Source organism: Nocardia sp. NPDC003963, from assembly GCF_053605105.1.
This window is the reverse complement of sequence record NZ_JBSGIP010000003.1, coordinates 181,037-206,548: the sequence shown is the minus strand read 5'-3', so window position 1 is coordinate 206,548 and position 25,512 is coordinate 181,037. Positions and strand designations below refer to the sequence as shown.

The following is a 25,512-nucleotide window of genomic DNA, read 5'->3' as shown; positions in this document are numbered from 1 at the left end:
TCGGCGGGGCGCCCCCGCGGAGCCCGGTGCGGGCTCCGCGGGCGATGTACCGGGTGCGGAGGTGGTTTCCGTCCCGTCGGAGCCCGCGGAAACGGACCGGGTCTCTACTGGCATCGGGTGTTCGCCTCGGTGTAGTCGGTGCCGAACGACGAGGCAGGTACCTGCTCGGCGCAGACGCCGCGAATATTGATCGTGGAGCGGTCGGCGAGATATACGGCGGGTTGTTGTCCGGCGATCAGTGCGGCGACGGCGTCCGTTTTCGCCCGGGTCTCGGGTCCGGTGCTGTCGGCCATCAGTTCGGCGGTCAGCGCGTCGAACCCGGGATCGCAGTAGCCGGCGTAGTTCTGCAGACCCGCGCAACCGTTGGTCAGCCAGCCGGAATAGCCCGCGTTGGCGAACGCCGGGGTTTCCGCCAGCAGCCAGGACTGAATGGTGTGCGCCAAGCCGTCGGAACGGAACTGCACCGCCGAGGGCACGGTCACCACGTTGACGCGGATTCCCACCTCGCCGAGCTGCTGCTGGACGATCGCGGCGAGGTTCGCCGAATGCGGTCCCGGCTGGGCGGGGGAGACGCTGAGATTCAGCGTGAAACCGTCCGGATGTCCCGCCGCGGCGAGCAACTTCCGGGCTTTGTCGAGATCGCGAGTGTACGGGTCGGGATTCGGTGTCGGTGCACCGAACTGGGCCGACAGTCCGCTCGCGGACGGCGCGGCGAACCCGCGGTAGACGGTCTGGTTGATCGCCTCGCGGTCGAGGGCGTACGAGATAGCCTGCCGAACTTCGGGTTTACCGACGATCGGATCGGCGGCGTTGAGTCCCAGCCAGTCGCGGGCGGGGTTGGCGCATTCGGCGAGATTGACGGCGTCGCTGTCGCGGAGGTGCTCGAGCTGGGTGTAGTCGAGGTTGGTCACCTCGGCCACCTGCCCGGTCTGCAGCAACTGGATCCGCGACGAGGCGTCGGCGACGGTCTGGAGCAGGATCTGGTCGATATTGCCGCGCGCACCGGCGAAGTTCGGGTTCCGGTCGAAGGTGAGCTGCTGGGAGGTGAATCCGGTCAGGTCCCACGGACCGAAGTTGGCTGTGTTATCGGTGAGATAGTCCTTGCCCCACTGGTCCGTGGGGGTGGAGTGGGCACGCACATCGGTGCTGTCCAGAATGATGCCCGCGACGCTGGCCAGCACATACGGTGCCATCGCGTTGGGTGCGACCAGGTTCATCCGCAGGTGCGCCGGATCGAGTACCGTGACGGGTTTCGCCCGGTCGAAGCCGCCGACTTTGAAGAACAGGGTCTGGGCCCCGGCGTCGATGGCCACGGCCCGATCGAGGGTCCACTTCACGTCTTCGGCGGTGAGTGTGTTTCCGGCCGAGCTGAGTACTCCGTTACGGAGGGTGATGTCGATGCCGAGACCGTCCTGGGTCACCGCCCACTGCTCGACGAGAGCGGTCTGCGGCTTCAGCGGGGTGGGTACCTCGGACAGGCAGGAGGTGGGTGTGCTCGCGTCGGTCTCGAACTCGAGCAGCCGACTCTGCATGACATCGGCGAGGACCTTCGACGCCTCACTGGAGTAGGCGGCCCGGTCGACGCCCTGGAAATCCTGCGGGATGGCGATCACATAGGTGGAGGACCCCGGCAGGTCGCCGCCGGTGGCGGGTCCGCCGCCACCGCCACACGCGGACAGCAGGAGCGCGGCTGCGGCGGCGGTGGCACCGGCCACCGCGAGTCCGGCGCGACGAGAAGTTCTGGCGTACATGGATTGTCCTTGGTCTGACTCAGCGGAGAAAAGGGGGCCGATCACTTCGAGGTTCCGGCGCGGCTGTCGTCGCGCAGCGCGGTCAGGTAGTTCAACGCCACCGGGATATCGGCGACGACCGTGCCGTGGGCGGGCGCCAGCATCGACGGCTGGAACTCTTCGATCAGCTGCGTGAACCGCTGGATCCGCGATTCGACGTCGAGATGTCCGATGCCGCTGACGATCTCGGTCATCACCGAATACATTTCGGCGGTCGGCTCGATACCGGACTCCTCGGCGGTGAAGCCGCAGGTGTCCTCCCGGTGCCAGTGGAAGAAGGCGAACCCGTCGGCGGGGAACAGCACCCGGGAGCCGTGGTCGAATCCCCATATCGTGTTCGGCAGATCGCGGAACACCGAGTCGACGAACTCGAACTCACGGCCCCCGAGCTCGAGCTTCGTCCCCGGTGCCATCGCCTGATACGCCGAATCCGGTACCGCCGGGTGGTAGAGGAAGTAGTCCCGGACGTCACCGACCACCTTCAGGTCGGGATACGCGTCGTGGAGCATGGACAACGAACCGCCGTGCGGGATCTCCGGGTGGGTCGGCATCACGTAGTCGAGCGGGCGTCCGCCGAGCGCCTTTTCGAGCGCGGGGCGGTAGGTGTTCCACAACCCCGGGTGCCCGGTGTCGACCAGCAGGGTCTTGTCGGACCCGGTGATCAGGTAAGTGTTCAGGGCCGAGTGCACGAGGTCCTGGCGTTCCTCGTCCATGAACAATGCGGAACAGCCGCCGATCCATTGCACGCCGTCGGCGATCGGCCGTGGGAACCGCTCGTGGACGAAGTAGGTGCCGAAAACATCGAGCAGGTCGTCGAGATCAGGCATGGTGGGTGCTCTCCTGCGTCGAAGTCGGGGCTGCGGCGGGTGCGGAGGGGGAGGCGAGCACATCGAGTGCCATTCGCAGATGACGACGGACCTGATCCGCGCCCTCGATGACTGTGCCGTGACAGGGAGCGAGACGGTCGATCTCGACGCCGTCGAAGAACTTGTGCAGGTCCTCGATCAGCGGCCCGGTATCCGCGTCGGCCATCCATTCGAACCGGGTGTGGATGTGATCGCGTACCTGGTCGAGAGTCACTCGCTCGTCGGCGGACATCACGGGGGAGCTGTCCGCGGTATCGAGTTTGCCTTCGGAGAAGAAGTCACTGCAGAACAATGTCCTGGTCCCGCGATCGTAGAGCCACGCGAACCCGAGCACCGTCAGCCGCGTGTTCATGAGTGTCAACTGGTGGCCCGGATCGAAGGCCACTTCGCTGGGGCGGTTCAACTCCCGGATCAGCGTCCGGCCCGGGTTGTCGGACGGCATCATGAAATGCATGGTCACCTGGTCGGCACCCGGTGCGGATCCGCCGAAGTCGTCGTGTTCGAACCATTTGAGCAGATGGCCGGCCCCGGCGAACCAGATGTGCCCGACGCCGAATTCGCTGACGAGTGCGGCCAGGTTGCCGATCTCGTCGGCCTCGTTGCGGTCGGCGTAGAGGTGTAGTGCGCGCTCACCGAGGAGTTCGCGGATCTGGTCGATGATCAGCGCGCGATGCAGTTTGACCCCGGTGCCCACGAGGAGTGCGTTGTTCTCCGCGAGCAGTAGGTAGGCGCTGATCGGTTCGAATCCCGTGACCTCGGGGCGGCGCCAGCTCAGCCGGCCGTCGATCGGCACTACACCGCCCAGCCGGTAGAGCTTGTCCGGTACGAGCTCGACCGCCGGAGCAGCCACCGTCGTGGAACGAGTAGGCATGGGTCGTCCTTTCTTGTGCGGCATCCGGGACACCCGAAGTCGCAGCCGAGAACCGGGGCGCGGGAATACCGGGCCCTGTCGCATCCCAGGGGCGGAGCTGTTGTGGGAGCGGTACTTACCCGCCGGGTGCTCCGATCGGAGCCTGCCCGGTGCTGCGGACCGCCGGCCCAGCCCGAATCCTTTCTCTCATATTGTGAGAGATAAGAACCTGCAATGTGGGAATGAGATTATGCGAAGTGCGGGGGGTCGTCAAGAAGTCGATGAGGTGTTAATCACGTGTTTCGTGGAGGTTGCGGCGCCGGTCTGGTCGCCGCGATGCGCTTCCGGGGTTCTCAAATTTCCTGGCAGATTCCATATATTGACTGGTAGAAGCAATTCATCCGCGCTGTTCGGTGCCGCGGGGCGGTTGATTGATCGGCGCTGCGGCCTCTTCACTTCCGTGAAGTGAGGGGCTGGTAATCGGTGCGGAATTCAGCTGTCGCGCAATCGAACTTCCATGTACTATTCTCACATAGTGAAAATCGAGCATTGAGGGGATGAGTATGGTTCGACCTCGGGAGTCCGGTCAGGTGGCGGGGGCGGAGAGCGGACGCCGCGTGCTGGCCACCTTGGGCGCCTTCACCGCAGCGAACTCGGTCTGGACCGCCACCGAGCTCGCGGATCACCTCGGGTACAAGCAATCGACCGCCTACCGCTATCTCGGAATCCTGCGTGAGACGGGCTTTCTGGAGACCTGTCCGAGTGGCGGCTACCGGCTCACCGACAAGGTCCTGGCGCTGGCCGAGGCGCACGACGAAGCGCGAAACACTCTGGTCGAAGTCGCCCGGCCGATCATCACCCGGCTGCGTGACACTGTCGACGAGACCGTCCTCATCGCCCGGCGCCGAGGCGACTTCGCCTTCTGCGTCGATCGGGTCGAATCCACCCGGCCGGTCTCGTTGCAGTTCGACCGAGGGCAGCCGATGGCGCTGCATTCCGGCTCCATCCCCCGACTGCTGCTGGCCACCATGCCCGGACCCGAGCGGGGCGAGTACCTCGACCGGACCCGGCCACTACTCGCGGCCACGCACGGACGGCTGATCTCCGACGAGGCGCTGCGGGCGGTGCGCGAGGCCGGTTTCAGTCAGTCCAGTGAGGAGATCGATCAGGGTATCTGGGGAACCGCCGCGCTGATCCGCCGCGCGGGCAGGCCGATCGCCGCAGTCGGTACGGCGGCGCCGGTGTCCAGGTTGACCGAGCAACGCCGGGCGGAACTCACCCGGCTGATCATCGGCGCCGCGGAGGAGATCTCGGGTCGTCTCGCCGATGGATACTGACCGCCGCGGCGCCGGGAATCCACTCGCCGGTATGCGGTGCTCCGCCCGCATCGAGGCGGGGTCTCATATCGGCCGGATACTGATCGGCCGCATAGCGGCGGCAGCTGCGCACGCACTACGTGACGGGGTCGCGTAGCCATTTGTTGTGTTCAGCGCATCGCCGGGCGGTGACGAGGACATTGGCAATGGCGGGCGAGGGATCGTTCGCGGGCCACAGCATCGAGAGTTCCGCCAGGATCGGCGGATCGACGACATCGCGAACAACGATACCGGCGCCGGTCGTCGCGATGTGTTCGGCGAACGAGGAAGGAGCCAAGCCGATCTCGCGTCCGCCGGCGAGGCGGGCGAGCATGGCGTACACCGGAGGCTCGTCGAATGCGCAGATCTCGGGTGCGAAGCCCGCTGCGCGGAAGGCGGCGACGATGCCGTCGTAGTAGACCGGCGCGAGGTGGCGCGGGAACAGCAGCAGCGTCTCGTCGCGGAGGGCGGTCACCGGGATCCTCGCTCTGTCGGCGAGGCGGTGGCGAGTGCTGAGGAGCGCGGCGACCGGTTCTTCGCGGAGGATCTCGCCGGCTACCCCGTCGACGGGCGGTGGTGAGAGCGCGAGACCGATATCCAGGTCGCCGGCCCGGAGCCGTTCGGGGATCTCGGCGCTGAAGAACTCGCGCGGGTCGACCACGAGATCGGGGTGGTCTTCCCGGAGCGTGTCCAGAAGTGTTGTGAGTGTGTCGAAGCCGGTGACCGGGGTGTAGCCCAGCCGAATGGTCGTCGCGATCCCCGCTCCGGCCAGGCGGGTGCGTTGCACGGCTCGCTCCAGGGCCGCCAGTGCTTGCGGCGCCTCGCGGACCAGCGTCCGGCCGGCGGCGGTGAGCTGCACCTGGCGGCTCGAACGCGCGAACAGTGGGGTTCCGAGGGTCTCCTCGAGTTTGCGGATCTGATGACTCAGGGACGGCTGGGCGATGTAGAGACGTGTGGCCGCGCGACCGAAGTGGAGTTCTTCGGCTACGGCCATGAAATAGCGGAGCAGGCGCGGGCTGATATCGATAGACAAATCCTACCGATGGGCGTCCGGATAGGTCTTGGACGTCCGCCGGGCGGCGGCCGTACGGTCGTTTCCGGGCCGCGGGAGATGCTCCGGCCCACCCCGTCGACCCGGTCGGAGCCGGTCTCTGTTCGCGTGACCGGCCGCCGTCGCCCGTCTGCAAGGCAAGGAGACCGACTCCGACCTGTCACCGTCGAATGTTCAACCATCACACAGAAGGAACAGCGTGACGCGCACCGCGAAGGTCGGACTCGAAGCACTGCTCACCCCCGAGGAGAGCGTTCTGGTGCTCATCGACCATCAGCCCTACCAGTTCGCGAATCTCCACAGCCATGAACCGACCATGATCGTCAACAACGTCGTCGGTCTGGCCGAGCTGGCCAAGGTGTTCGACGTCCCGACGGTGCTGACCACCGTTATCGAAGAACGCGGCGGTAACCTCATCGAGGGTATCCAGGACGTCTTCCCGGAGCAGAAGCCGATCAACCGCACCTTCATCAACACCTGGCAGGACCGTCGCGTCGTCGACGTCGTGGCGGAGACGGGGCGCAAGAAGCTGATCATCGCCGGGCTGTGGACGGAGATCTGCGTCGCCATGCCCGCTATCCAGGCGTTGGACCAAGGGTACGACGCGACACCCACCCCCGATGCCGCTGCGCGGTAGCGCCCGGCTGCCGAGCCGGGGCCGGTGTACGCCCGGCTCACGATTGTTTCGCTGAGGGAGTTACATGATGGATGTTTCGCAGATCGAGTTCGGTATCGACAGTTTCGGCGACCGGCCGCGCGACGACCGGGGTGAGATCGTCTCGCACGCGCAGGCGATCCGCGCCGCGGTGACCGAAGCGGTCCTGGCCGATGAGGCCGGCATCGATGTGATCGCGCTCGGGGAGCACCACCGACCGGAGTACGCGATCTCCAGCCCGGAAACGGTACTGGCCGGCATCGCGACCGCCACGAAGCGCATCCGGCTCGCGTCGGGCGTGACGGTGCTGTCCTCGGACGATCCGGTGCGGGTCTTCCAGCGGTTCGCCACTGTGGACGCGCTCTCCGGCGGCCGGGCGGAGGTGATCCTCGGACGGGGGTCGTTCACCGAGTCGTTCCCGCTGTTCGGGTACGACCTGAAGGATTACGAGGTGCTGTTCGAGGAGAAGATCGATCTGTTCCACCGGCTTCTGGACGAGACGCCGGTGACCTGGGAGGGCACCACCCGTGCCGCCCTACGCGATGCGGATGTGTTCCCGAAGACCGAATCGGGACGTCTCGATACCTGGGTCGGGGTCGGTGGAACACCCGAGTCGGTGCTGCGCACCGCCCGCTACGGCTTCCGGCTCATGCTCGCTGTCATCGGCGGTGCCCCCGGTCGCTTCGCCCCCTATGTGGACCTGTACCGGCGGGCGAGCCAGGAATTCGGTACGACCGCGCGACCGGTCGGGATGCACTCGCCCGGTTTCGTCGCCGCGACCGACGACGAAGCCAGAGAGCTCTTCTACCCCGGATACCGGGAGATCCGCGACCGTATCGGTGCGTTGCGCGGCTGGCCGCCGCTGCGCCGGGAAGAGTTCGACGCCGAGGTGGACCACGGGTCGCTGTATGTCGGTTCGGTGGACACGGTCGCGACCAAGATCGCCGAGGCGATCCGGGCGCTGGATGTCGGCCGGTTCGACATGATCTACTCGGCCGCCGGCACCGTTTCCGCGAGCGCCCGGCTACGTTCGGTCGAGTTGTACGGCACCCGGGTCATCCCCCGGGTCCGCCAGATTCTGGCCGAACAGCCCACTGCCACTGCTGGGACGACACGATGACCTGGGGATCGATCGATAACACCGGGGCCTCCGTGACCGTCGAACTCGATATCGCCGATCCGATCAGTTCCTACATCGTGAGCCTCGCCTACGGATCACCGGCCGGCCGGGCCGACTTCGTCGACTCCGGAGACGACGCCGAGCGGATCTTCTTCCACACCGAGGTAGATCAGGAGTTCGGCGGACGAGGTCTGGCCGGGGTGCTGGTACGCGAGGCGCTCGCCGACAGCGTTCGCAAGAAGCTCACCGTCGTGCCGGTATGCCCGCTCTTCGCTCGCCATCTGAGCACGCACGGCGATGAATTCGTCGCGGCCGGCGGTGTGTTCCGGCGGCCGACCCGTGCCGATATCGCCCTGGTCACGCGCGCTTCTCGGAGCGGGGCATGAGACAGTGCCGGCGATACCGAGGTCACGATCCGATCGATCTCCGAGCAGAGTGAACTCGACTCGATGACACCGTTCGAACAGGGCCGGGCGGCCGGCGCCGGGCTGCCGAACACGAGCCTGATCGCAGTCGGCGACGAGAGCGTCCACGGCGTCTTCCCCTACGGCACCGCGGAGGGGACCGTCCGGTGATCGACTTCCTCCTCGGCGGCGATCGGCCCGCGCAGACGATCGCCGCCATGGGTGAACCCTTGCCTCTGGAACGGGTCACGTACGAGTCGTGGACACCGCTCGACGAGAATGCCGAGCACACCACCGAAACCCCCGTGTTCACGGATCCGACGCAAGTCGCGCCAGGATAGATGTACCGGAGAGCGGAAGGCGGACGTGTGCTGTCACCGCGGAAATGGAGACACCATGCGTCCGTCCTTGGACAAAGTCGTGCCCGAGGCATGGAAGGCCGCGGAAGCGTTCGCGTCGGCGATCCGCGAGGCGGCAGCACAGCGCGGACTCTCGATCCAGGAGGCCGAGTTCATCAAACTCCGTGCGTCGCAGATCAACGCGTGCGCGTTCTGCGTGGATCTGCACTCGCGCGAGGCGAGACGGGCCGGGATAGCGCAGCAGCAGCTGGACCTGCTGCCGGCATGGCGGGAGAGCGGATTGTTCGATGACCGGCAACGAGCGGTGCTCGCGGTCGCCGAGGCCGCCACACTACTTCCCACCACCGAAGAGTCGGACGCCGATCTCGCAGGCGCCCGGTCGGTGCTCGGTGAGGAGGCATTCGTCGCCGCCGAATGGGTGGCAGTCACGATCAACGCGTTCAACCGGATCTCGATCCTCAGCCGGCATACGGTGCGTCCGCGCGATACCGAAGGGAAGATCATCCGATGACCAACCTCGACCGACGCCCTGATCTGGAAATCCTGGATCACGGGCAGCCGTGCACTGCGATCGAGGTCCTCGAACCGCGCCTCGTCCCCCTCGGCGGCGTGCGGGAGATGACCGTGTACCGGACCCTCCCGCAGCGGCAGCGGTCACTGGTGGGGGCGTGGTGCTTCCTGGACCACTACGGTCCCGACGACGTCTCGCGGACCGGTGGCATGCGGATGCCGCGGCATCCGCACACCGGTCTCGCGACGGTCTCGTGGCTGTTCACCGGACGTGTCGAGCATCTCGACTCGGGCGGCAACGCGGCCTCGGTCGTACCGGGAGAGCTCAACCTGATGATCGCGGGCCGGGGCATCACCCATCAGGAGATCAGCGATCCCGGGACGAGCACCCTGCACGGCGTGCAGCTCTGGTACGCGCTGCCGGACGAGACGCGATTCAGCGAGAACGCATTCGCGCACTACGTACCCGAGCCGGTGACACTGCCCGGCGTCACCGCGCGCGTGTTCATCGGAGCACTCCTGGGATCGGTCTCCCCGGTCGGCACGCGAACACCCGATCTGCTCGGCGCCGAACTGATCCTCGATCCCGGCGCCTCGGCACGGCTCACCGTACGGGCCGATTTCGAGCACGCCGTCCTCGCCGAGAGCGCCGAGGTGACGGTGAACTCGGCTGCCGTCGCCCAGCGATCCCTCGCCTACATACCTCCCGGATCCGAGACGTTGGTGATCACCGCGACCGGCGCCGGAGCCCGCGTCGTCCTGCTGGGCGGCGTCCCGTTGCGGGAGCGGATCGTGATGTGGTGGAACTTCATCGGCCGCGATCACGACGAGATCGTCGAGTACCGGCGTCGCTACCAGGCCGAGCTCGGTTTCGAGTCTGCCGATCCCGGGGATGCCGGCAAACCTGCCCTGTTCGGCGAGTTCCCACCCGGTGTACTACCGCCACTGCCGGCTCCGCCGCTACCGAACACCAGGCTCCTCCCGCGCGAGTAACACGCGCGGGAGCCCGTTCGCTCGGTGAGCGGGCCGGTACGCCGGCGGTGTCGCAACGGTCGTACCCGTGAAGCCGGTTGCCCGCCGGAGCCGTGTTTCCCGTTGGGCCACGAGCGTGCAGGCTTCTGTACCGAAGCCGACGTTCGCGGCGGGTCCGAAACTTCGGTAACGAGACGGGAGCCGGCGGAGATCAATCAGCCGAGGCCGCACCGGAGCCCGGCGTGCAAGGGAAGGCCAGCAGGCGCCCTATGCCTCACCACGACTGGAGGAGGTAGGCGTCACCGTGTCCTGTACCGATCTGAGCGCTTGGTCGAGCAACTTCTCGGTTCTCGGGGAAATGCTCGACGACTACGAGACCGAGGCGGCCGAGGTCGACTCACCGGTCCCGAATCGTGGTACCGGCCAGCTGGTCGGGTTCCAGTACGGAACCGCCCTGGATATGCTCGGTTTCGCTCCGTGGGTCCGGAAGCCGTCGTGGCTGGACGGACCCGACTTCGGTCCGACCGCGGGGGCCGAGTACAAGCTCCTCGCCTCTCACTATGTGCTGAGCGCGATCGTCCAGTACGTGAACGATGTGCCGCTCGACGAAGCGCGGGCCGACCTGCGGGATCTCACCGATCGGCTCTCGGTCCTGGCGGCGACGTGGGCCGAGGACGGCGTGGACCCCGCCGAACTCCGACAGATCCTCGCCGAGCGCAAGGATCTCGCTCAGCAGGCTGCTGCTGCCGTGGCCTTCCAGTAGGCGTTCTTTCCGCCACCAGCGCCGCTGCGCGGATCTGGTCGCGCAGTCCGCGACCGACGCACGTCTCACTCGCCGATGATTCGCGTTGTTCGGCCGGTTACCTTCGAGTCGGCACCCGATGCGCTGCTCTCGGCAGACACCTGCTTGCATGGGTTCGACAGGAGGTCGACGACGACAATGCCGAATTCAGTGGGTGTGCTGCGGAACCGCCCCATCGGTGCCGAGCTCGTTCGCGGTGTGGCCGAGCTGGAGCGGACCGAGCGCGGGTGGCTTTCGCACCGACTGCCCGCAGCGGCCCGAGCACAGTGCGACGATCCGCAGCTGGCGGCCGCGGAGGCGCAGCCAGCGGGAGTGCGGCTCGTCTTCCGGACTTGCTCGACTGTTGTCGAGGTCGACCTGCTGCGGACCCGCAGCCGCATCGTCGGGGTACCGGATCGCCCGGACGGCACAGTGGATCTGCGGGTGGACGGGGAGCTGGTCGCCGGCGCGCGGACCAGCGGCGGTGACGTGGTGTCGACCGATCTGGTGTCGGGGGCGACCGGGTTGCAGCGCGGTCGCGTCGGCACCGTACGTTTCGCCGGATTGCCCGCGCGAGAAAAGCTGGTCGAGATCTGGTTGCCGCACTATGAGCGCATCGAAATCGTCGCGTTGCGAACCGACGAAACACTCGTGCCCGTCCCGGCGGGAGAACGCCGGGTCTGGTTGCATCACGGCAGCTCGATCAGCCAGGGGTCCAATGCCGCGAGTCCGAGTACCACCTGGCCCGCGCTGGCCGCCGGGCTCGGCGGTGTCGAGCTGATGAACCTCGGGCTGGCCGGTAGCGCGATGCTCGACCCGTTCACCGCGCGCACGATGCGCGATACGGCGGCCGACCTCGTCAGTGTCGGCATCGGCATCAATCTCGTCAATGCCGACGTCATGCGGTTGCGCGCCTTCGGTCCCGCGGTCCACGGATTCCTGGACACCATCCGTGACGGACACCCCGATGCACCGCTGGTCGTCATCGGTCCGATCTACTGTCCGATTCACGAAAACACTCCGGGCCCGGGCGCGTTCGATACGGCGGCCTTGCGTGCGGGGAAAGTCCGGTTCGTCGCGACAGGCGATCCGGCGGATGTCGCGCACGGCAGCCTTACCCTGTCGGTGGTCCGGGACCGGCTCGCCGACATCATCGAGGATCGAAAAGCCCACGACCCCCACCTGCATTACCTCGACGGCCGCGATCTCTACGGAGCCGACGACAGCGCCGAACATCCCCTGCCCGATAATCTGCACCCCGACGCCGCGACACACGAGCTGATCGGTACACGCTTCGCCCGGCTGGTCTTCCGGGACCACTTCGACGGCGGCATTTCCGGCGATCGCTCTCGACAGGTTCGGGTGTGGGGCCGGTGAAGGTGATCGCGAGCGCGTCGACCGCGAGTGCCCAGCGCATGGTGCTCCGTCCCCCGGCCGGCAGCGGTGAGCGGCTACCGATCGTGGACCGGATCGGAGCAGCACAGGAGCTCGGCGACCGTCCGGGGGCTCCGTGGTGCGAGAGTCAGCGCAGTCGGGCCGGCCGGTCGGCATCGGCGACGCGCAGTTCGAGTACGACCGTGATCTCGTCGAGCTCGAGGGCGTGACGGAGAGCGGTTACGGCATCGTCGGCGATGCGGCGCCGCACAGCCGCCGTATCCGCGTCGGGTTCGGTGGTCACGATCAGATACAGCTCAGGGGTTTCGCGGTGGCCGGTCAGCCGAGCGGAAGCCGATCTGACACCGGGGAATTCCGCGATATCGGCGGCCACCGGGTCTGCGGCGGTTCGCGAGGCCAGCGTCGTGTGGCCGGCTGCACCGGCGGTTTCGATACGCCACATCCGGGAGGCCGGCATCCGGAAGGCCTGGGCGAACAGCCAGCGCAGGCACAGCAGGGCGAGCACGGTCGCGGCGGCGATGACCGCCACGAATACCCAGGTCGGTGGGGCGGCGGTTCCCGGCACCAGTCGGGCGTCGGTGTCCACCCAGTTCAACCCGTCGAAATGGGCGGCCAGCGCGAGGCCGCCACCGGTGGCCAGGACCACGCCGAGCAGGGCGAGCACGGTCCTGTTGGTGACTGCAGGGTGGTTGGACCGAGCCATCGTCATGCTCCTGTTCGCGGTGACGGTACGCCGGTTGTGGGTGGCCCCGTAGCGGTGGAGGTGCGCACGGTCTCGCCGGACTGTCGATCTCTCCCGCGCTGCTGTGCCTCGGGTTCTGGTCCGCGCAGCCTGACACCCACCTTCTTCACGGGGCGTCCTATCTGCTGTATTCGCGTACCGACCACATCGCAGATCTCCTCGGCCAGACCTTCGCGGTCGTGGAGGTCGGTGCGTGCGACGACGGTCACCCTGGCGCGGCGGATCTGCACGTGCGCCGAACGCACCCCGGTGACCGAAACCGCGGCGACGCGCAGTATCGACCGCAGGTCCCGGCGGGCGACTCCGGCCTCGATACCGTCGTCGGCGGCGGCGTTCAGCGGCAGCACCAGCGCCCGACCCGGGATCACCGCGGCCAGCAGCATCCCCGCGCCGAGCGCAATCGCGGCCACGGCCACCGCGGCGACCAGCGGGTCGTCCCAGGTGAGCCCGTGCAGGTAGCCGGCGATGTCATCGTAGGAGAGGTATTCGCGAGTGCCGGTCAGCCGCTGGACCAGCGAGACGATCACCGCGATGCAGACGGCCAGCAGCGTTCCCGCGATCAGTGTCGCGGGAACGACCCGCCGCGGCCGGCGGATCACCGCACCCTCCCGGTCGCCGGGGCCGATCTGGTCATCTCGCTGACGACGATATCGACGCGCGCCACCCCGAGGCCGGTGAGTTCCTCGGTGCGCCGGATCAGGTGGTCCCGGCAGTCCCGGGTGACTCGTCCGACCGGTTCGGGGTAGCGCACGGGCAACCGGACCTCGAGTGCGGTGCGGTCACCGGAGACCGTCGCGTTCACCCGGGGGTGCTCACCGACCCCGCTGACCTCGCGTGCGGCTTCGGCGGCGATACGCCCGATCGCCCGTTCGCTGACGGTGGTTTCGCCGGGGAGCTCGGCGGCCGTCGCGGTCACCGCCGCTCCCTGTCACGCCTGATATTGCGTCCCAGGGTGTCGAGGTCGATCGCACCGTCGAGCCACCGGCCCACCAGCAGACCGGCCGCGGCGAATACGAGCACGATCGCGAAGGCCCCGAATCCGCCGAAGGCGGCGGCGAATCCGAGCGCGAGACCGACAACAAGGCATATCGAAGTGGCATTCACGACTCGACTCCTCTCCGCGGCTGCCGGGCCGGCTACTGGACCCGGCCGCTGGGAACGTCGGCCTCGTCGTCGTCACCGGGAACATAGACATCGTTGACATTGATATTGACCTCGACGACCTCGAGCCCGGTCATCTGCTCGATCGCGGAGATCACGTTACGGCGTACCACGCGTGCTACTTCGGCGATGGCGACGCCGTATTCGACGACGATCTGCAGATCGACCGCAGCCTGGGTTTCGCCGACCTCGACCGAAACCCCCTGCCCGATACTGGCGGATGCGCCGGGAATCCGATCGCGCAGCGCGCCGAATGCCCGCGCGGTGCCGCCGCCGAGTTCGTGGACACCGTTGACCTCGCGCGCAGCCAGGCCGGCGACTTTCTGCACCACGATATCGGCGATGGTGGTGCTGCCCTGTTCGGTAACCAGGGCATTCTTGCGGACAGGTTCGCGTATCTCGGGTGTCTTCGCCGTCTCGGGCGTTGCGGTGGAGTTCTTTTCGCTGGTCGGAGTGGTCATCGTTGCTCCTGTCGTGTAGCAGACCCACTGTGGCGCACGCGGATCCGGTTATCCCTGTTTGTGTTGGACACTTGCGGGTCGGAAACCTCACGCTCCGATAGAGTGATCTGGGTCACCTCCGATGGTGAGGGCGGTGGCATCGAGTTCGGTGACCACCAAGCGCAATTCGGCCGATTCCCATCGTGTGCCCGGCAACAGCGGGCGGATGGCGGCGGCGAGGCTGTCCAGGAGCGGAGCCAACGGCAAGCCGGTGGCGACCACCCGGACTTCGACTACGGTCGCGGACAATCCGACCGCGTATCTGCGCGGGTCGAGGGGCCACCAGCCGGCGTGCTCGCAGATGATCGGTGCGGCCGGGCGCAGCTCCGGAGTGGCCGCCACAGCGTCGATGATCTTGTCGCTCAACTCGGTGTCGGCGGTCACGGCTGTCGTCCCGTGATATCGATGATGTTCACGCATACCCGATCCACCTGCTGGCCCGTATGCTCGAGCACGGCCTGGGCGATCTGTCGTTGGACGGCGTGCCCGATCGCGATCGCCGGTCCGTCGGCGGTGATCGTGATGTCGGCGGTGACGACCAGCCCGGTCGGCGTCCGCCGGATGCGTACCCCGTCGGCCGGTGCCGGGTCCGTATCCGACCACCGTTGCCGGCCCGCGCGGACGAAACTGTTCAGCAGACCTCGGACCCCGGGCTCCAGTCGCACCACACCGGGTGTCCGTGCCGCCGCGTGGGCCGCGACCGCGGCGATCACCGGCGCCTCCACCACCGTGGTGTGCTCAGCGGTCATCGGTCGTCTCCGGGATCGGAATAGAGGTCGGCGATATGTACGTCGAGTCGGCGCAGGCCGACTCCGATGCGGTCGGGCAGCGCCGCGGCGATTCGGGCCCGCACCAATGGCAGCAACTCACCGACGGGCGGTCCGTCGGCGCGGATGGCGATACTCATCTCCACATCGACCAGCCGCCCACCCGACTCGCTTTCCGCCTCCTGGATCCGGCATCTCCGGGCTCGTACGCCGGATACCGAATCCGCCGCGTACCGCAGGACCGCGGCGACAGCCTGTTCGCTGATCTCCACCGTGCCGGGATGTGGTGTCGGAAGGTCCAGGGTGCGTCCGCGCCGAATCTCGGCGCGGACGGCGGACATGATGCGGCCGGTGAGATCGGGCGGGGTCGGTTCGGGTGCGGCGATCAGCTCCTGTGTTGCCGTTCGCAGCGCGAGCAGGCTTTCGCGTGCCGTGCGGCAGTGGGGGCATATCGCTTCGTGGGCGTCGGCGTGTCCGTCCTCGACCGCGTCCAGGCGTTCCCACACCTGTTCCAATTCGCGACCGCACGGAAGCCGGTAGTCCTGTTCGGTCGAGTTGTTCACCGCCATGGCCTCATCACCTCGGACAGTTGGGCGCGCGCCCGCGCGATACGACCGCGGACGGCGGTGACGTTCGCGCCGACGATGTCGCCGATCTGTTCATACGACAATCCGTGCACCTCCCGTAACAGCCAGCAGGCGCGTTGTTCGGCAGTCAGCGTCTGCAACGCGTTGTTGAGCGCTTCGAGCTGGGTGCTGATCTGTACCGCGTGTTCGGGCTGGATCTCGGTGCGCGGCGACTCCGCGGTCTCGAGATCCACGTCGACCTGTGGGCGGCGGGCGCGGATGACATTGAGACAGCGGTTCGTCGTCGTCCGATACAGCCAGCCCACGAAGGCCGCGTCTTCGTGGAGCTGCGGTAATCCTCGCCAGGCGCGGAGGAACACCTCCTGGACGACATCCTCGGCCTCGCCTCGATCGGCCAGCATCCTCGTGGCCAGCCCGAACATCTGCCCCTGATAGCGCACCACCAGTTGCTCGTAGGCATGCACATCGCCGTCTCGGGCGCGGCCGACGAGAGTCCCGTCGTCCAGCCTCGCGATCGGCGCGGGTCCGAGCGCGGTCACACCACCACCTCCTCCCAGAACAGCCGCACATACGAAGGACACCGCAGCCCGGCGATCGTCACGCACGAATATCGCATGATCAGGGTCACAACGACTGCGATCGTTCATGACTTACCCATTCGGGCGCGTCATAGGCGTACCGGCCCGCCGGGATCCGTGCGCAACTGTCCGTTGCAGACCGGAGTCCCTGTCTTCGCCGGCGGTGAGGGGATGCTGTCGCCGTGACCGGCGTCGCCACTGCGGTCTGCTACACGTGACGACGCTCACTACGAAACGGGCGTGCCGTTTCGCGCGCGACCGGGTCGTTATGTCCAAGCACCGAAACGGGTGCGGAACGGACACGGAAGGTTTCCGACATGGCTCTCCGTATCACCTCCCGGGATCGAAATGCGCGCCCGCGGCCGGTACGGGTCGCGGGCATGGAGTGGGGCACCGCTGTGCTCGCGGCCATTGCCTGCCTCGTCGGCGCCGTAGGAACCGCCGTACTCACCGGCTCGATCGTCGCTGCCGTGCTCGCCACCGCCGTCATCGCGCTCGGGCTGGCTCTCACACTGCGAATACTCCGTTTTCCGGGCTGACTCACTCGCTGCGGGTCGACTCGAGGAAGGTGTGGATCGCCGTATCCGCCGCGGCCCGGCCTTCTCCCTTGGTGATCGCGAGCTCGAAGAGCAGGCCACGTGCCATCGCGAGTGTCATCCGGGCCAGTAACGTCGCTCGGTCCCGGCTGCGGCCGACCCGGATGAAGAGCGTTTCCAGAACGGTCTTCCATTCCATGACCCATTGCCCGAGGGGCGCGGCCCATGACTTGCCCTGCATCGCGGCCGCCGCTACTTCGAAGAACAGCGGCCCCAGCCGCGCCGCTTGATCGGCCATCCGGTCCCAGAGCTCGTAGGCCGCGGTGTAGGGGTCGATGGGTGATTCGAGGAGTTCCGCCAGAGCGCGATATTGCTGACCCCATGTCGCCGTGACAACGGCGGTGAGAAGTCCCTCACGAGAACCGAAGTGATAGTGCAACATTCGATGACTGGTATCGATGCCATCGGCTATAGTGCGCAAACTCGTGTCGCCCACACCGTGCTCGGTGAACCACTCGACCGCGCGTTCGAGGAGGGCTTCACGCGGGTTGTTCATACCGCTGGGTCGCCATCGGTGGACAGCGCGAGGGTGTGGCGGACTTCAGCGGCTTCGCGTCCGCGATAGGCCAGGTAACCGTCGGGACGGATCAGAACGAACTCTCCCCTGCGTATCGAGTATCGGTCGCGCGCCTCGCCGGTCGGGTCCGTTTCGTCATCGATCGGAACCACGGTCATCCGCGCGGTCGAGCCGATCATATCGAGGGATTCGTTCGACGCGTCCACCCGGTGTCCGGAGCGGAAGTGCAACAGTGTGAAGTGATCGACGCCCAGGCGGTCGTGCACAGTTCCCTCGGCGAGGGTTGCGTCGGGCGCCCGGTCACCGATCCCCGGGCGGCGCGACAGCGGCCACCGTGGCCCGCCGCCGTAGCCGATCGCGAGTTGCGAGTTCTGCAGACTGGCTCGGCGGGCGGCCCCGGGGATGCGGGTCCCGAGCCGGAGAACGCCGTCGCGCACCGATCGGGCGAGCGGATGACGGAGCGCATACATGCGCCGTCGGCTTTCGACATCGCGGATGGTCGACGCGGCAACCGGCCGGCGCTCGGTTTCGTAGTCGTCGAGCAGCTCGGGCGGTGCGCCCGATTCCGCCCGCGCCAGCCGCCACGCCAGGTTGACCGCATCCTGAATCCCGAGATTCATGCCCTGGCCGCCGAACGGAGGGAAAATATGGGCGGCGTCGCCCGCCAGGAACGCTCTGCCGCGTCGATACTCATCGGCCAGGCATACGCGGGTACGAAATATCGACGTCCACTGGAGCTGCGCGATCCGCATACCGCTCGCGCCGCGTTCGTCGAGGAGCCGTTGCAACTCCAGGAGGTCCGGCTCGGGCAACTCGGTGCGCCGCGCTCGATCGGTCATATCCGCGAAGATCCGCCAGAGTCCCGCTCCGCCGGGTAGGCGCATCAGCATCAACGGGCCCGCGGGACCGAGCCACATGGCACTGTCCTGGAACGGCACCGTCGACTCCAGAACGATATCGGCGAGATAGTAGGTTTCACCGGTCGCGCCACCGGCGAACGGGATCCCGAGAGACCTGCGGATACTGCTGCGCGCGCCGTCGGCGCCGACCAGCCACCGGGCATCGAGGCCACGCCCATCGGTGAGTTCGACGCCGATACGCTCATCGTCGCGGACAACCGCACGTACTTCCGCGCCGTACTCGATGTCCACCCCGACTGCACGCAACCGGCTGCGCAGTATGTCCTCCAGCCCTGGCTGCGGAAGGACATACGTATAGGGATACCGACTCCGCGGGGGTACCCAGGTCAAACGGGAGAATTCGGTGCCACCACGCATGATGGAGGCCCCGCTGAGGGGGTATGCCACGCGCTCCAGCTCTTCGGCAAGCCCCAGTTCGGCGAGCAGTTCCATCGACCGGGCCTGCAGCCCGAGAGCTCTGGAGCCGCCGCTGGGGTGAGTCTGTCGTTCCAGCACGCGGCACGGCACACCGTTGGCGGCCAGAACCAGTGCTGTCACCATGCCCGTCGGACCGGCACCCACAACGAGAACGCTCATCGCACACTTCCCCGGACTCGGCCCCTGGGGGCAATACGTTTCGGCATGTACCAAATGGTACATGCCTGATCGTATTCGCGGTCCGGAACTCATCAGGGCGCTGCGGGCGATACCCGATCGAGTTTCGGTGGCGCGAAAAGCCTCGGCAGGAAGAGCTTTCGGATGAGGGGTCGTGGATCCCGGCGTGGGGTCGGCCGAACATCGTTGTAGCTCGGGACTTTCGCAAATCCGGTGGTCGACGACAGCTCCGCGGAGTCGGCGACAGCGCCGACGCTACTGATTTCTTCTGCGGCACATCGGGTGGGCCGGCGGTTGCAGAAGATCTCGAAGGTTACGGGGTGGACGGCATGCTGGATATCGGCGGAGTTGCCGACGGCGGTCCGGTCCCGACGGGGATGTCGCCGAGTGGGGTCGGCTGCGGGTCGGTCCAGTCGCCGGGTCGGTCGGGTAGGAGTTGAGCCGCGAGTGATCGTGCCGTGGCTGTGAGTGTGGCCGTGTCCAGCCGGGCCGACCAGGCTGATGCGACGCAGGCGGCGGGCCTGATCCACCGGGTGGTTGAGCAGTTCGGAAAGCTGGACATCCTGGTCAACAATGGGGCATCACCGTCGCTGCCCCGATCGACAGTGAGTCCGCCGACGAGTCCGCGCTCGACCGCCAGCTCGCTGTGAACTACACCAGCGTGGTGGCCGCGATCCGGGCGGCGTTCCCACTCCTACCCGACGGCGGGCGGATCGTGAGTATCAGCTCGGGCGTGGCAACACGCGTGGGTTTTCCCGGGATGACCGACTATGCGGGTACCAAGTCGGCGCTCGAGGGCTACAGCCGGGGCGCCGCCCGCGATCTGGCCCACCGAGGTATCACGGTCAACATCGTCCAGTCCGGGTTCGTCGACACCGAGATGAATCCCGCCGACAGTGCGGCGGCACCGGTATTCCTTCCGACAACGGCGATGGTGCGGTACGGCAGGCCGGAGGAGATCGCCGCGGGCGTAGTCTTCCTCGCCGGCCTCCTATGTCACCGGCGCAGTGCTGCGAATAGATGGCGGATACGGCGCATAGCGCGACCGTGCAGTCGACGGCGGGCGGCCACGAACGGCGTCGGTGCAGGGGTAAGTGACACCTACGGGCAAACCCTCCTGGATGCGCAGATCTGCTTCGGGCTCGACGCCGCCGGGCGGGATTCGTATCCGCGCCGTGCGCGCCCGCCGCGCCCCCGACGCAGTCGGCGCCGGGGGCGCCCTGTCGCGCAGGAGATTTCCTCCACTGTGGCGATCCGTGGTGCCGAATTCGATCTGCGGGTGTCGGCCTCCGGCTTCATCGCGGGGTCAGCGCAGACGCGGGTTCGGGCGGCCGCGCTGTGGCCGGCGCGCCGCTTCGTCACGTACCTGGGCTTGCCGGTCGGCGGGTACGAGGGAGCCGATGGCCGATCGGGAGTCGATCATCAATTTATGTAGTACAGAGGCCATCTGAGCGTCGACGGTTTTGGAGGAGCTGCCGCGCCGGGCGGCAATGGCGGTGTTGGTCCAGCCCGCCGCGGCGAGTACGGCGACCTCCTGCTCGGCCGCCGACAGTTGCTGCCACGGCGAGGGGCGGGTGCGCCGGATCGGATGTTCGACCGGCAGTCTGTCCATGGACAGGTTTCCCAGTGCCAGCTGCGCGACTTCACCGAGTTCGGGCCGCAGCAGCGCACCCTCCCGCTCGGCCTCCGCGAAAGCGTTGTCGTTCAGTATTCTCCGGGCGGTATTCGCGGCGAATTCGGTTTCGGTGGCGAACGGGCCCAGGTGGGCGATATCCACCCCGAGCCCTTCGCGGAGCGTGGCGGCGCCGCCGATCAGGCGGGCGATATCGCGCGCCCGGGCCGCCACAGCCGCGGCGGGCTGGTCGCCGGGGGCGCCGATCAGGCGGGCCAGGGTCCATGCCTGGATATGGACAGCCCACACCGCGCCCCACCGGTCGCGCATCGCGAGCTGATCCGATAACGTCTCGCGTCCCACGGCGAGCGCCTCGTCGGCGTCGCCGTGTTTACTCGACGCGATCACCCAGGCCATCCGCGCCCAGCAGATCGCCCACCGGGCACCGGAACGTTCGGCATTGCGGAGGTGGGCGCGGGAGGTTTCCAACGCTTGTTCGGGTGCACCGAAGAACGCGGCCGCCAGCGCTTCGAACAGTTCGCTCATCGCGGCACCGCCCGCGTCGCCCGCGGCGTCGAAACGTGCCCGGGCCCGGGCCAGGACGGTGATCGCCTGGGTGTCGCGGCCGATCAGCATCAGCTCGGCACCTCTGGCGAAGTCGACCGAGGGGGGCAGACCGAGGTCCACGTCGGGGTCCTCGCGCCACCGCAACCGGTCCGCGGCATCGGGCACGCAGCGGGCCACGCATTCGTCGAGCATCCGTTCGGCCTCGATGTGCAACCCCTGGCACATGCTGATCCAGGCGATCAGGGACATCGCCACGACCTGCAACGGCACCGGCTCGGGATCGAGGTCCCGGGTTGCCGCGAGTGCGCGCTCGGCCCACCGGCGTGGTTCCCGCAACGAGCCGGTGAAGAACGGGATGCGCAGGGCGATCAGCCCGGCGGCGATTTCGAGGCCGACCGCCGCCTCGCCCGGCGTGGCGATACTGCTCTCCATCGCCGACAGCAGGTTGTCCCAGGCCACTCGCGCCCAATCGAGCAGAGCCTGCTCATCGGGTCCGAACCAGCCGTTGCGGGCCGCGGCCACCTTGTCGCGGTAGTAGCGGCGGTGCCGGCCGGCCAGCCGGTCGGCGTCCGCACCGTGGTCCCGTAGGCGTTGCTGGGCGAAGAGTCGAATCGTTTCGACCATCGAATACCGCACCGTGGTCTCGGTCAGGTGGATCGACACAAGAGACTGATCCACCAAACGCTCCAGCAGGCCCGCGATATCGGCCCGGGCCAATCCGTCCACGGCGCCGGGATCGTCGTCGGCGCAGATCGCTTCGATGGCTTCCAGTTCCGCGCCGATATCCTGTCCGGCCGCGCCGGGGCTGTCGTTGCCGACGTCGTACCCGGCCGCGAACACCGACAGGCGGTCGAACAGCAGCTGTTCCTCGGGCCGGCAGAGATCGTAGGACCAGGCGACGACATCGCGGATACCCCGGTGCCGGACATCCGCCCCGACTCTGGGCCCGTTCTGCCACTGCAATCGCCGGTCGCTGTCCGCACCGCTGAGATCGCGCAGGATCATCGGCAGCGGCTGACGCGACAGTCGTCCGGCCGCGAGCCGGATATAGAGCGGATGATTGTGCACCCGGCGGCAGATCGCGGCGGCCAGCTCACCTTCCGATTCGGCGAGGGTATGCCCGACCAGATCCGCGCGGGCGCGGAACATGGCCAGCGCCTGCTCCTGCGACAGCGCGGGCACCGGCACCAACTGTTCGTCCACCCACCCGATCGCCTCGCGGCTGGTGGCCAGCACGGTGAGCCCGGGCGCCGCGTCGAGCAGGCCGGTCAGCACCGCGCCCGCACCGTCGAGCACGTGTTCGCAGTTGTCCATCACCAGGATCGTCTGCACATCCCGCCCGGCCGCGTCCCGGCGGCGCAGTGTGTCCACTACCGCGTCCCAGGCCGACCTCCCGGAGAAATCGACCTCGATGACCGAGGCCGCGACCTGTTCCTCCACCGCTGTCGCCGCCGCGCCCCGCGGCAGTACGGCCAGCCGTACCCAGTGCACCGGGACGTGCCGCGCCCGTTGGAAACGCCGCACGGCCTCGGTGGCCAATCGGGTTTTTCCGATGCCGCCCGCACCGATCAAGGTCACCAGGCGGGTACTGCCCAGCAGCGCCATCGCGATTTTTTCCAGCTCCCGGTCGCGGCCCACGAAATCGCTGGCCGCCGCGGGTGGCATTCCACTGACAGAAGTTCGTCCTGCCGACACACGCAGGCAGCCTAGCGGAGTCCGCGCGCGAGTCGGGTCACACCTGCCACCACCAGTCGATCGACGGCAGTCCGGGACTGTCGGGTGCGGAATCGGTGGGGGAGTCGCCGATGGTGAAACAGTCGGCGACGGTTCGACCGTCGACCGCGTACCGCTCGACCTCGAGGGCCCAATCGAGATTGCCGCGGACCACGTGCCGCAGGCCGTGGAGATAGTGCCGGGTGTCCGTGCTCAGCCCGCCGGTCCGAGCACCCGCCACGAGGAACCGGCACATGATCCGGTCGCGCAACCGCACGGCCCGTACGACGGCCTCGTCCAGCCCGCAGGTATCGCGTGCCGCGATCACCGTCAGCAGATCGAACTGGTTGCTCTCGTTCAACGCCACTGTCTTGCGGTGGGAGTGCAGGTCGTTGTCCAGCGCCGCCAGCATCCGTGCCATCTCGGTGAGCGCCCGGACCCGGGGCAGCTCCAACTCCGCGGCCGGCGGCTCGTACTCGTTCACCAGTTCGGTAGTGGCGGTCACGACTTCGCCCGCGGCGTTGTTGATCCGGATGGTGAGGTATTCGTCCACGGTCGGTGTCGCGGTCGTACTCATTTCGGCGCAGACCCCGAACAGCCAGGCACGGTGGGCCTGCGTCCATCGGCGATGCTGAACCGGTGTCACACATTCGGCGAACCGTGTCGAGATATCGATCAGGCCGCTCAGCAGCGGATCGGTCCGCACCGGATTCGAGCCGGGTGCCTCCAGCGCCCGCACGATCCGGTTGGCACAGGACACGAACCCACCGAGATCCCGCGACAGCGGGCCCCGGTCGAAGCGGTCGTCGAAGGCGAATCCCCAATAGGCCCAATCCGCGGCGATCTGCAATCGATCGACGCGGCCGTGCGGTGCCATCCTCGCCATGAACTCCGCCGATCTGGTCGCGACCAGCGCGCGTCCCAGGTACGGATCGTCGAGGAAGTCGCCGGCCCGCAACCACTCGATCGACCGAGCTTCGATCCGTTCGACCGCGGGATGAGCAACGGGCTCGATAGGGCAGAAGATCCCGGGCAGCGCGGGCCGTTCGAGATCGGTCATCGGTGACCTGCCGCCGTCGGCCGAGCGTCGCCGCAACCGGCGGAGCGCAGACATATCCGCAGTTCGCGGGGACGCAGTGCCATCGCCACCGCCGGACGGCCGCGGGTACCGACCCGGTGGCGGATTCGCCAGCGGCCGGCGATCGTAGCCAGTGCCAGCGTGAGTTCTGTGACGGCGAAGGCGTCGCCGGCGCAGCGCCGCGGACCGGCACCGAATGCTACGAACGCCTTCCGTGGAATCGGCGGTTGCTCCGGGTCCCATCGATCTGGATCGAATCGATCGGGGTTCTCGTAGAGATCTCCGCGACGATGCAGGAGATACGGGCTGTACACCAGCGAGGTTCCGGCGGGCAGGTCGTAACCGCCGAGGCGTGTATCGGCGGTGACCGTCCGGGTGAACAGCCAGCCGGGCGGATAGAGCCGCAGCGCTTCGGTGACGATATGTCCCGTCAGCGGTAGGTCGGGCAGGTCCCGGTAGCGGGCCGCGGTGCCGTCGAGGACCCGGCTCGTTTCCCGATGCAGGCGTTCCTCGATCTCGGGGTGCTCCAGCAGCAGATCCAATGCCCAGGCCAGCGCGCTCGCGGTGGTCTCCGATCCGGCGATGAAGAAGGCCATGAGCTGATCGCAGATCCGGCTGTCGGTCGTTCCGTCGCCGAGGCCGGCGGATGGGCCCGTCTCCCCGGGATCTCGGGCCGAGAGCATGGCCGACACCAGATCCCCGTGGTCGGTGCCGTCGATTCGCCGTTCGGCGACAATTGTCATCATCAATTCGCGAAGCCGCGCGTGCGCTCGCTCATAGCGTCGGTTGCCGGGCGTCGGTAGCCGATTCAGCAGTGGCGGTGACAGCATCTGCCGGTACAGCCCGGTGACGACAACCGTGACATCGGCCAGTGCGCGCTCGCGGATGTGCGGTGCGAGGGTGCCGGAGAACATGGTCGCCGTCACCGTCCGGGTAGCCAGGCGCAAGGTCTCGGCGGACATATCCACGACCTGACCGTCGTACCAGCCGGCGGTCACCGCATCGACCTCCGCCGTCATCGCTCGGCCGTAGCGGGTGAGCCGGGCGCGGCCGAACGTCTGCCGGATCGAACCCCGCTGCCGACGATGCATACTGTGCGGGCAGGTGATCACATTGTCACCCACCGCTCTGCGCGCTACGTCGAACAGCGGGCCGCCCTTGTCGAACGTGCGATCGTCACGCAACACTCGATCGGCGAGGTCCGGATCGCAGACGATGACCGCGTCCCCGGGACCTATCCGTATTCGTACGAGTGCACTGCCGGTACTCGCCAGAGACGACAGGAACGCCAGCGGGTCGCGCAGCAGCGGCACGATATGACCGGACAGCCGGGCCGCGCCGGGCGCCGACGGGACCGTCGGCCGGGCCGAGCCGGGCGACCGACCGAAGGTGCGGCCGGGTAGGCGTACTCGGTCGCGCAGGCATCTGTGGGCCGGCTGCGGTACTTCGGTCATCGCAGAAATCATTTCCGT

29 protein-coding genes and 1 pseudogene are annotated in these 25,512 nt (G+C 67.6%); 12 read left to right on the top strand and 18 right to left on the bottom strand.

The window, feature by feature from the left end:
- Window positions 1–104: 104 nt before the first annotated feature.
- From ACWEWT_RS11630 to ACWEWT_RS11620, 3 genes are read right to left on the bottom strand one after another with little or no spacing between them, the layout of a single operon-like run.
- The gene (locus ACWEWT_RS11630) at window positions 105–1,751 is read right to left on the bottom strand and encodes an ABC transporter substrate-binding protein (RefSeq protein WP_452558278.1); all 1,647 of its coding nucleotides are present in this window, start codon (window positions 1,749–1,751) and stop codon (window positions 105–107) included.
- 41 nt (window positions 1,752–1,792) lie between these two features.
- Complete coding sequence (locus ACWEWT_RS11625; protein WP_452558277.1) at window positions 1,793–2,617, bottom strand: MBL fold metallo-hydrolase; 825 nt, start codon at window positions 2,615–2,617, stop codon at window positions 1,793–1,795.
- Window positions 2,610–3,527, bottom strand: coding sequence for a hypothetical protein (locus tag ACWEWT_RS11620; RefSeq protein ID WP_452558276.1), 918 nt, complete (start codon window positions 3,525–3,527; stop codon window positions 2,610–2,612). The genes ACWEWT_RS11625 and ACWEWT_RS11620 overlap by 8 nt, the downstream gene beginning before the upstream one ends.
- 536 nt (window positions 3,528–4,063) lie before the next feature.
- On the opposite strand from ACWEWT_RS11620, the gene ACWEWT_RS11615 reads away from it, so the two are divergent.
- Window positions 4,064–4,843, top strand: coding sequence for an IclR family transcriptional regulator (locus ACWEWT_RS11615; protein ID WP_452558275.1), 780 nt, complete (start codon window positions 4,064–4,066; stop codon window positions 4,841–4,843).
- Between the two features lie 115 nt (window positions 4,844–4,958).
- Here the strand turns inward: ACWEWT_RS11615 and ACWEWT_RS11610 are convergent, their stop codons facing one another.
- Window positions 4,959–5,894, bottom strand: coding sequence for a LysR family transcriptional regulator (locus tag ACWEWT_RS11610; protein ID WP_452558274.1), 936 nt, complete (start codon window positions 5,892–5,894; stop codon window positions 4,959–4,961).
- A gap of 217 nt (window positions 5,895–6,111) precedes the next feature.
- Between ACWEWT_RS11610 and ACWEWT_RS11605 the strand changes: the two genes are divergently transcribed.
- The 9 genes from ACWEWT_RS11605 (at window position 6,112) to ACWEWT_RS11565 (ending at window position 12,090) form a co-directional block, all read left to right on the top strand.
- Window positions 6,112–6,549 (top strand): isochorismatase family protein, encoded by a 438-nt coding sequence (locus ACWEWT_RS11605; protein ID WP_452558273.1) that lies wholly within the window; start codon window positions 6,112–6,114, stop codon window positions 6,547–6,549.
- Window positions 6,550–6,613: 64 nt separating this feature from the next.
- Entirely contained in the window at window positions 6,614–7,687 is a 1,074-nt protein-coding gene (locus tag ACWEWT_RS11600; RefSeq protein WP_452558272.1) for an LLM class flavin-dependent oxidoreductase, read from the top strand.
- Window positions 7,684–8,073 (top strand): GNAT family N-acetyltransferase, encoded by a 390-nt coding sequence (locus ACWEWT_RS11595; RefSeq protein WP_452558271.1) that lies wholly within the window; start codon window positions 7,684–7,686, stop codon window positions 8,071–8,073. The genes ACWEWT_RS11600 and ACWEWT_RS11595 overlap by 4 nt, the downstream gene beginning before the upstream one ends.
- Window positions 8,074–8,136: 63 nt before the next feature.
- A complete protein-coding gene (locus ACWEWT_RS11590; RefSeq protein ID WP_452558270.1) occupies window positions 8,137–8,262 on the top strand; it encodes a hypothetical protein in 126 nt (41 codons plus the stop codon).
- On the top strand, window positions 8,259–8,432 hold the full coding sequence (locus tag ACWEWT_RS11585; RefSeq protein ID WP_452558269.1) for a hypothetical protein: 174 nt from the start codon (window positions 8,259–8,261) through the stop codon (window positions 8,430–8,432). Before ACWEWT_RS11590 ends, ACWEWT_RS11585 begins: the two co-directional genes overlap by 4 nt.
- Before the next feature lie 55 nt (window positions 8,433–8,487).
- The gene (locus tag ACWEWT_RS11580) at window positions 8,488–8,961 is read left to right on the top strand and encodes a carboxymuconolactone decarboxylase family protein (protein WP_452558268.1); all 474 of its coding nucleotides are present in this window, start codon (window positions 8,488–8,490) and stop codon (window positions 8,959–8,961) included.
- Window positions 8,958–9,953, top strand: coding sequence for a pirin family protein (locus tag ACWEWT_RS11575; protein WP_452558267.1), 996 nt, complete (start codon window positions 8,958–8,960; stop codon window positions 9,951–9,953). The genes ACWEWT_RS11580 and ACWEWT_RS11575 overlap by 4 nt, the downstream gene beginning before the upstream one ends.
- A 283-nt stretch (window positions 9,954–10,236) precedes the next feature.
- Window positions 10,237–10,695, top strand: coding sequence for a hypothetical protein (locus ACWEWT_RS11570; RefSeq protein WP_452558266.1), 459 nt, complete (start codon window positions 10,237–10,239; stop codon window positions 10,693–10,695).
- Window positions 10,696–10,872: 177 nt separating this feature from the next.
- Window positions 10,873–12,090, top strand: coding sequence for a GDSL-type esterase/lipase family protein (locus ACWEWT_RS11565; RefSeq protein WP_452558265.1), 1,218 nt, complete (start codon window positions 10,873–10,875; stop codon window positions 12,088–12,090).
- A 145-nt stretch (window positions 12,091–12,235) separates the two neighbouring features.
- Here ACWEWT_RS11565 and amaP read toward each other — a convergent pair whose 3' ends face one another.
- The 9 genes from amaP to ACWEWT_RS11520 all read right to left on the bottom strand — a co-directional run bounded on the left by amaP (window position 12,236) and on the right by ACWEWT_RS11520 (window position 16,404).
- A complete protein-coding gene (amaP, locus tag ACWEWT_RS11560) occupies window positions 12,236–12,811 on the bottom strand; it encodes an alkaline shock response membrane anchor protein AmaP (protein ID WP_452558264.1) in 576 nt (191 codons plus the stop codon).
- Window positions 12,812–12,813: 2 nt separating this feature from the next.
- Window positions 12,814–13,449: a DUF6286 domain-containing protein gene (locus ACWEWT_RS11555; protein WP_452558263.1), complete on the bottom strand. Its 636-nt coding sequence runs from the start codon at window positions 13,447–13,449 to the stop codon at window positions 12,814–12,816.
- Window positions 13,446–13,766 carry an Asp23/Gls24 family envelope stress response protein gene (locus tag ACWEWT_RS11550; protein WP_452558262.1) on the bottom strand — a complete coding sequence of 107 codons (321 nt, stop codon included), beginning with the start codon at window positions 13,764–13,766 and terminating at the stop codon, window positions 13,446–13,448. The genes ACWEWT_RS11555 and ACWEWT_RS11550 overlap by 4 nt, the downstream gene beginning before the upstream one ends.
- Window positions 13,763–13,954: a hypothetical protein gene (locus ACWEWT_RS11545; RefSeq protein WP_452558261.1), complete on the bottom strand. Its 192-nt coding sequence runs from the start codon at window positions 13,952–13,954 to the stop codon at window positions 13,763–13,765. Before ACWEWT_RS11545 ends, ACWEWT_RS11550 begins: the two co-directional genes overlap by 4 nt.
- Window positions 13,955–13,986: 32 nt before the next feature.
- A complete protein-coding gene (locus tag ACWEWT_RS11540) occupies window positions 13,987–14,472 on the bottom strand; it encodes an Asp23/Gls24 family envelope stress response protein (RefSeq protein ID WP_452558260.1) in 486 nt (161 codons plus the stop codon).
- Between the two features lie 87 nt (window positions 14,473–14,559).
- Window positions 14,560–14,895 (bottom strand): hypothetical protein, encoded by a 336-nt coding sequence (locus ACWEWT_RS11535; RefSeq protein ID WP_452558259.1) that lies wholly within the window; start codon window positions 14,893–14,895, stop codon window positions 14,560–14,562.
- A complete protein-coding gene (locus tag ACWEWT_RS11530; protein ID WP_452558258.1) occupies window positions 14,892–15,260 on the bottom strand; it encodes an Asp23/Gls24 family envelope stress response protein in 369 nt (122 codons plus the stop codon). The genes ACWEWT_RS11535 and ACWEWT_RS11530 overlap by 4 nt, the downstream gene beginning before the upstream one ends.
- A complete protein-coding gene (locus ACWEWT_RS11525) occupies window positions 15,257–15,847 on the bottom strand; it encodes an Asp23/Gls24 family envelope stress response protein (protein ID WP_452558257.1) in 591 nt (196 codons plus the stop codon). The genes ACWEWT_RS11530 and ACWEWT_RS11525 overlap by 4 nt, the downstream gene beginning before the upstream one ends.
- Window positions 15,838–16,404: an RNA polymerase sigma factor gene (locus ACWEWT_RS11520; RefSeq protein WP_452558256.1), complete on the bottom strand. Its 567-nt coding sequence runs from the start codon at window positions 16,402–16,404 to the stop codon at window positions 15,838–15,840. Before ACWEWT_RS11520 ends, ACWEWT_RS11525 begins: the two co-directional genes overlap by 10 nt.
- A 356-nt stretch (window positions 16,405–16,760) precedes the next feature.
- Here ACWEWT_RS11520 and ACWEWT_RS11515 point away from each other — a divergent pair, with 356 nt between their 5' ends.
- Entirely contained in the window at window positions 16,761–16,982 is a 222-nt protein-coding gene (locus tag ACWEWT_RS11515; protein ID WP_452558255.1) for a hypothetical protein, read from the top strand.
- Window position 16,983: 1 nt separating this feature from the next.
- Here the strand turns inward: ACWEWT_RS11515 and ACWEWT_RS11510 are convergent, their stop codons facing one another.
- Entirely contained in the window at window positions 16,984–17,535 is a 552-nt protein-coding gene (locus ACWEWT_RS11510; RefSeq protein ID WP_452558254.1) for a TetR/AcrR family transcriptional regulator, read from the bottom strand.
- On the bottom strand, window positions 17,532–19,052 hold the full coding sequence (locus ACWEWT_RS11505) for an FAD-dependent monooxygenase (protein WP_452558253.1): 1,521 nt from the start codon (window positions 19,050–19,052) through the stop codon (window positions 17,532–17,534). Before ACWEWT_RS11505 ends, ACWEWT_RS11510 begins: the two co-directional genes overlap by 4 nt.
- 664 nt (window positions 19,053–19,716) lie before the next feature.
- Here ACWEWT_RS11505 and ACWEWT_RS11500 point away from each other — a divergent pair.
- Window positions 19,717–19,995, top strand: a pseudogene (locus tag ACWEWT_RS11500) (SDR family oxidoreductase); the annotation flags it as partial.
- 381 nt (window positions 19,996–20,376) lie between these two features.
- Here ACWEWT_RS11500 and ACWEWT_RS11495 read toward each other — a convergent pair.
- The 3 genes from ACWEWT_RS11495 to ACWEWT_RS11485 all read right to left on the bottom strand — a co-directional run bounded on the left by ACWEWT_RS11495 (window position 20,377) and on the right by ACWEWT_RS11485 (window position 25,494).
- Window positions 20,377–22,914, bottom strand: a complete 2,538-nt coding sequence (locus ACWEWT_RS11495) for a helix-turn-helix transcriptional regulator (RefSeq protein WP_452558252.1) — start codon at window positions 22,912–22,914, stop codon at window positions 20,377–20,379.
- A 67-nt stretch (window positions 22,915–22,981) separates the two neighbouring features.
- The gene (locus ACWEWT_RS11490; protein WP_452558251.1) at window positions 22,982–24,022 is read right to left on the bottom strand and encodes a terpene synthase family protein; all 1,041 of its coding nucleotides are present in this window, start codon (window positions 24,020–24,022) and stop codon (window positions 22,982–22,984) included.
- Entirely contained in the window at window positions 24,019–25,494 is a 1,476-nt protein-coding gene (locus ACWEWT_RS11485; RefSeq protein WP_452558250.1) for a cytochrome P450, read from the bottom strand. Before ACWEWT_RS11485 ends, ACWEWT_RS11490 begins: the two co-directional genes overlap by 4 nt.
- Between the last annotated feature and the right edge of the window lie 18 nt (window positions 25,495–25,512).

What these genes read in the sequence shown, in the direction of transcription:
- ACWEWT_RS11630 (WP_452558278.1), bottom strand. Translation starts at nt 1,751, where the DNA reads ATGTACGCCAGAACTTCTCGTCGCGCCGGACTCGCGGTGGCCGGTGCC.
- ACWEWT_RS11625 (WP_452558277.1), bottom strand. Translation starts at nt 2,617, where the DNA reads ATGCCTGATCTCGACGACCTGCTCGATGTTTTCGGCACCTACTTCGTC.
- ACWEWT_RS11620 (WP_452558276.1), bottom strand. Translation starts at nt 3,527, where the DNA reads ATGCCTACTCGTTCCACGACGGTGGCTGCTCCGGCGGTCGAGCTCGTA.
- ACWEWT_RS11615 (WP_452558275.1), top strand. Translation starts at nt 4,064, where the DNA reads ATGAGTATGGTTCGACCTCGGGAGTCCGGTCAGGTGGCGGGGGCGGAG.
- ACWEWT_RS11600 (WP_452558272.1), top strand. Translation starts at nt 6,614, where the DNA reads ATGATGGATGTTTCGCAGATCGAGTTCGGTATCGACAGTTTCGGCGAC.
- ACWEWT_RS11595 (WP_452558271.1), top strand. Translation starts at nt 7,684, where the DNA reads ATGACCTGGGGATCGATCGATAACACCGGGGCCTCCGTGACCGTCGAA.
- ACWEWT_RS11590 (WP_452558270.1), top strand. Translation starts at nt 8,137, where the DNA reads ATGACACCGTTCGAACAGGGCCGGGCGGCCGGCGCCGGGCTGCCGAAC.
- ACWEWT_RS11580 (WP_452558268.1), top strand. Translation starts at nt 8,488, where the DNA reads ATGCGTCCGTCCTTGGACAAAGTCGTGCCCGAGGCATGGAAGGCCGCG.
- ACWEWT_RS11575 (WP_452558267.1), top strand. Translation starts at nt 8,958, where the DNA reads ATGACCAACCTCGACCGACGCCCTGATCTGGAAATCCTGGATCACGGG.
- ACWEWT_RS11565 (WP_452558265.1), top strand. Translation starts at nt 10,873, where the DNA reads ATGCCGAATTCAGTGGGTGTGCTGCGGAACCGCCCCATCGGTGCCGAG.
- amaP (WP_452558264.1), bottom strand. Translation starts at nt 12,811, where the DNA reads ATGGCTCGGTCCAACCACCCTGCAGTCACCAACAGGACCGTGCTCGCC.
- ACWEWT_RS11540 (WP_452558260.1), bottom strand. Translation starts at nt 14,472, where the DNA reads ATGACCACTCCGACCAGCGAAAAGAACTCCACCGCAACGCCCGAGACG.
- ACWEWT_RS11530 (WP_452558258.1), bottom strand. Translation starts at nt 15,260, where the DNA reads ATGACCGCTGAGCACACCACGGTGGTGGAGGCGCCGGTGATCGCCGCG.
- ACWEWT_RS11525 (WP_452558257.1), bottom strand. Translation starts at nt 15,847, where the DNA reads ATGGCGGTGAACAACTCGACCGAACAGGACTACCGGCTTCCGTGCGGT.
- ACWEWT_RS11515 (WP_452558255.1), top strand. Translation starts at nt 16,761, where the DNA reads ATGGCTCTCCGTATCACCTCCCGGGATCGAAATGCGCGCCCGCGGCCG.
- ACWEWT_RS11510 (WP_452558254.1), bottom strand. Translation starts at nt 17,535, where the DNA reads ATGAACAACCCGCGTGAAGCCCTCCTCGAACGCGCGGTCGAGTGGTTC.
- ACWEWT_RS11505 (WP_452558253.1), bottom strand. Translation starts at nt 19,052, where the DNA reads ATGAGCGTTCTCGTTGTGGGTGCCGGTCCGACGGGCATGGTGACAGCA.
- ACWEWT_RS11495 (WP_452558252.1), bottom strand. Translation starts at nt 22,914, where the DNA reads ATGCCACCCGCGGCGGCCAGCGATTTCGTGGGCCGCGACCGGGAGCTG.
- ACWEWT_RS11490 (WP_452558251.1), bottom strand. Translation starts at nt 24,022, where the DNA reads ATGACCGATCTCGAACGGCCCGCGCTGCCCGGGATCTTCTGCCCTATC.
- ACWEWT_RS11485 (WP_452558250.1), bottom strand. Translation starts at nt 25,494, where the DNA reads ATGACCGAAGTACCGCAGCCGGCCCACAGATGCCTGCGCGACCGAGTA.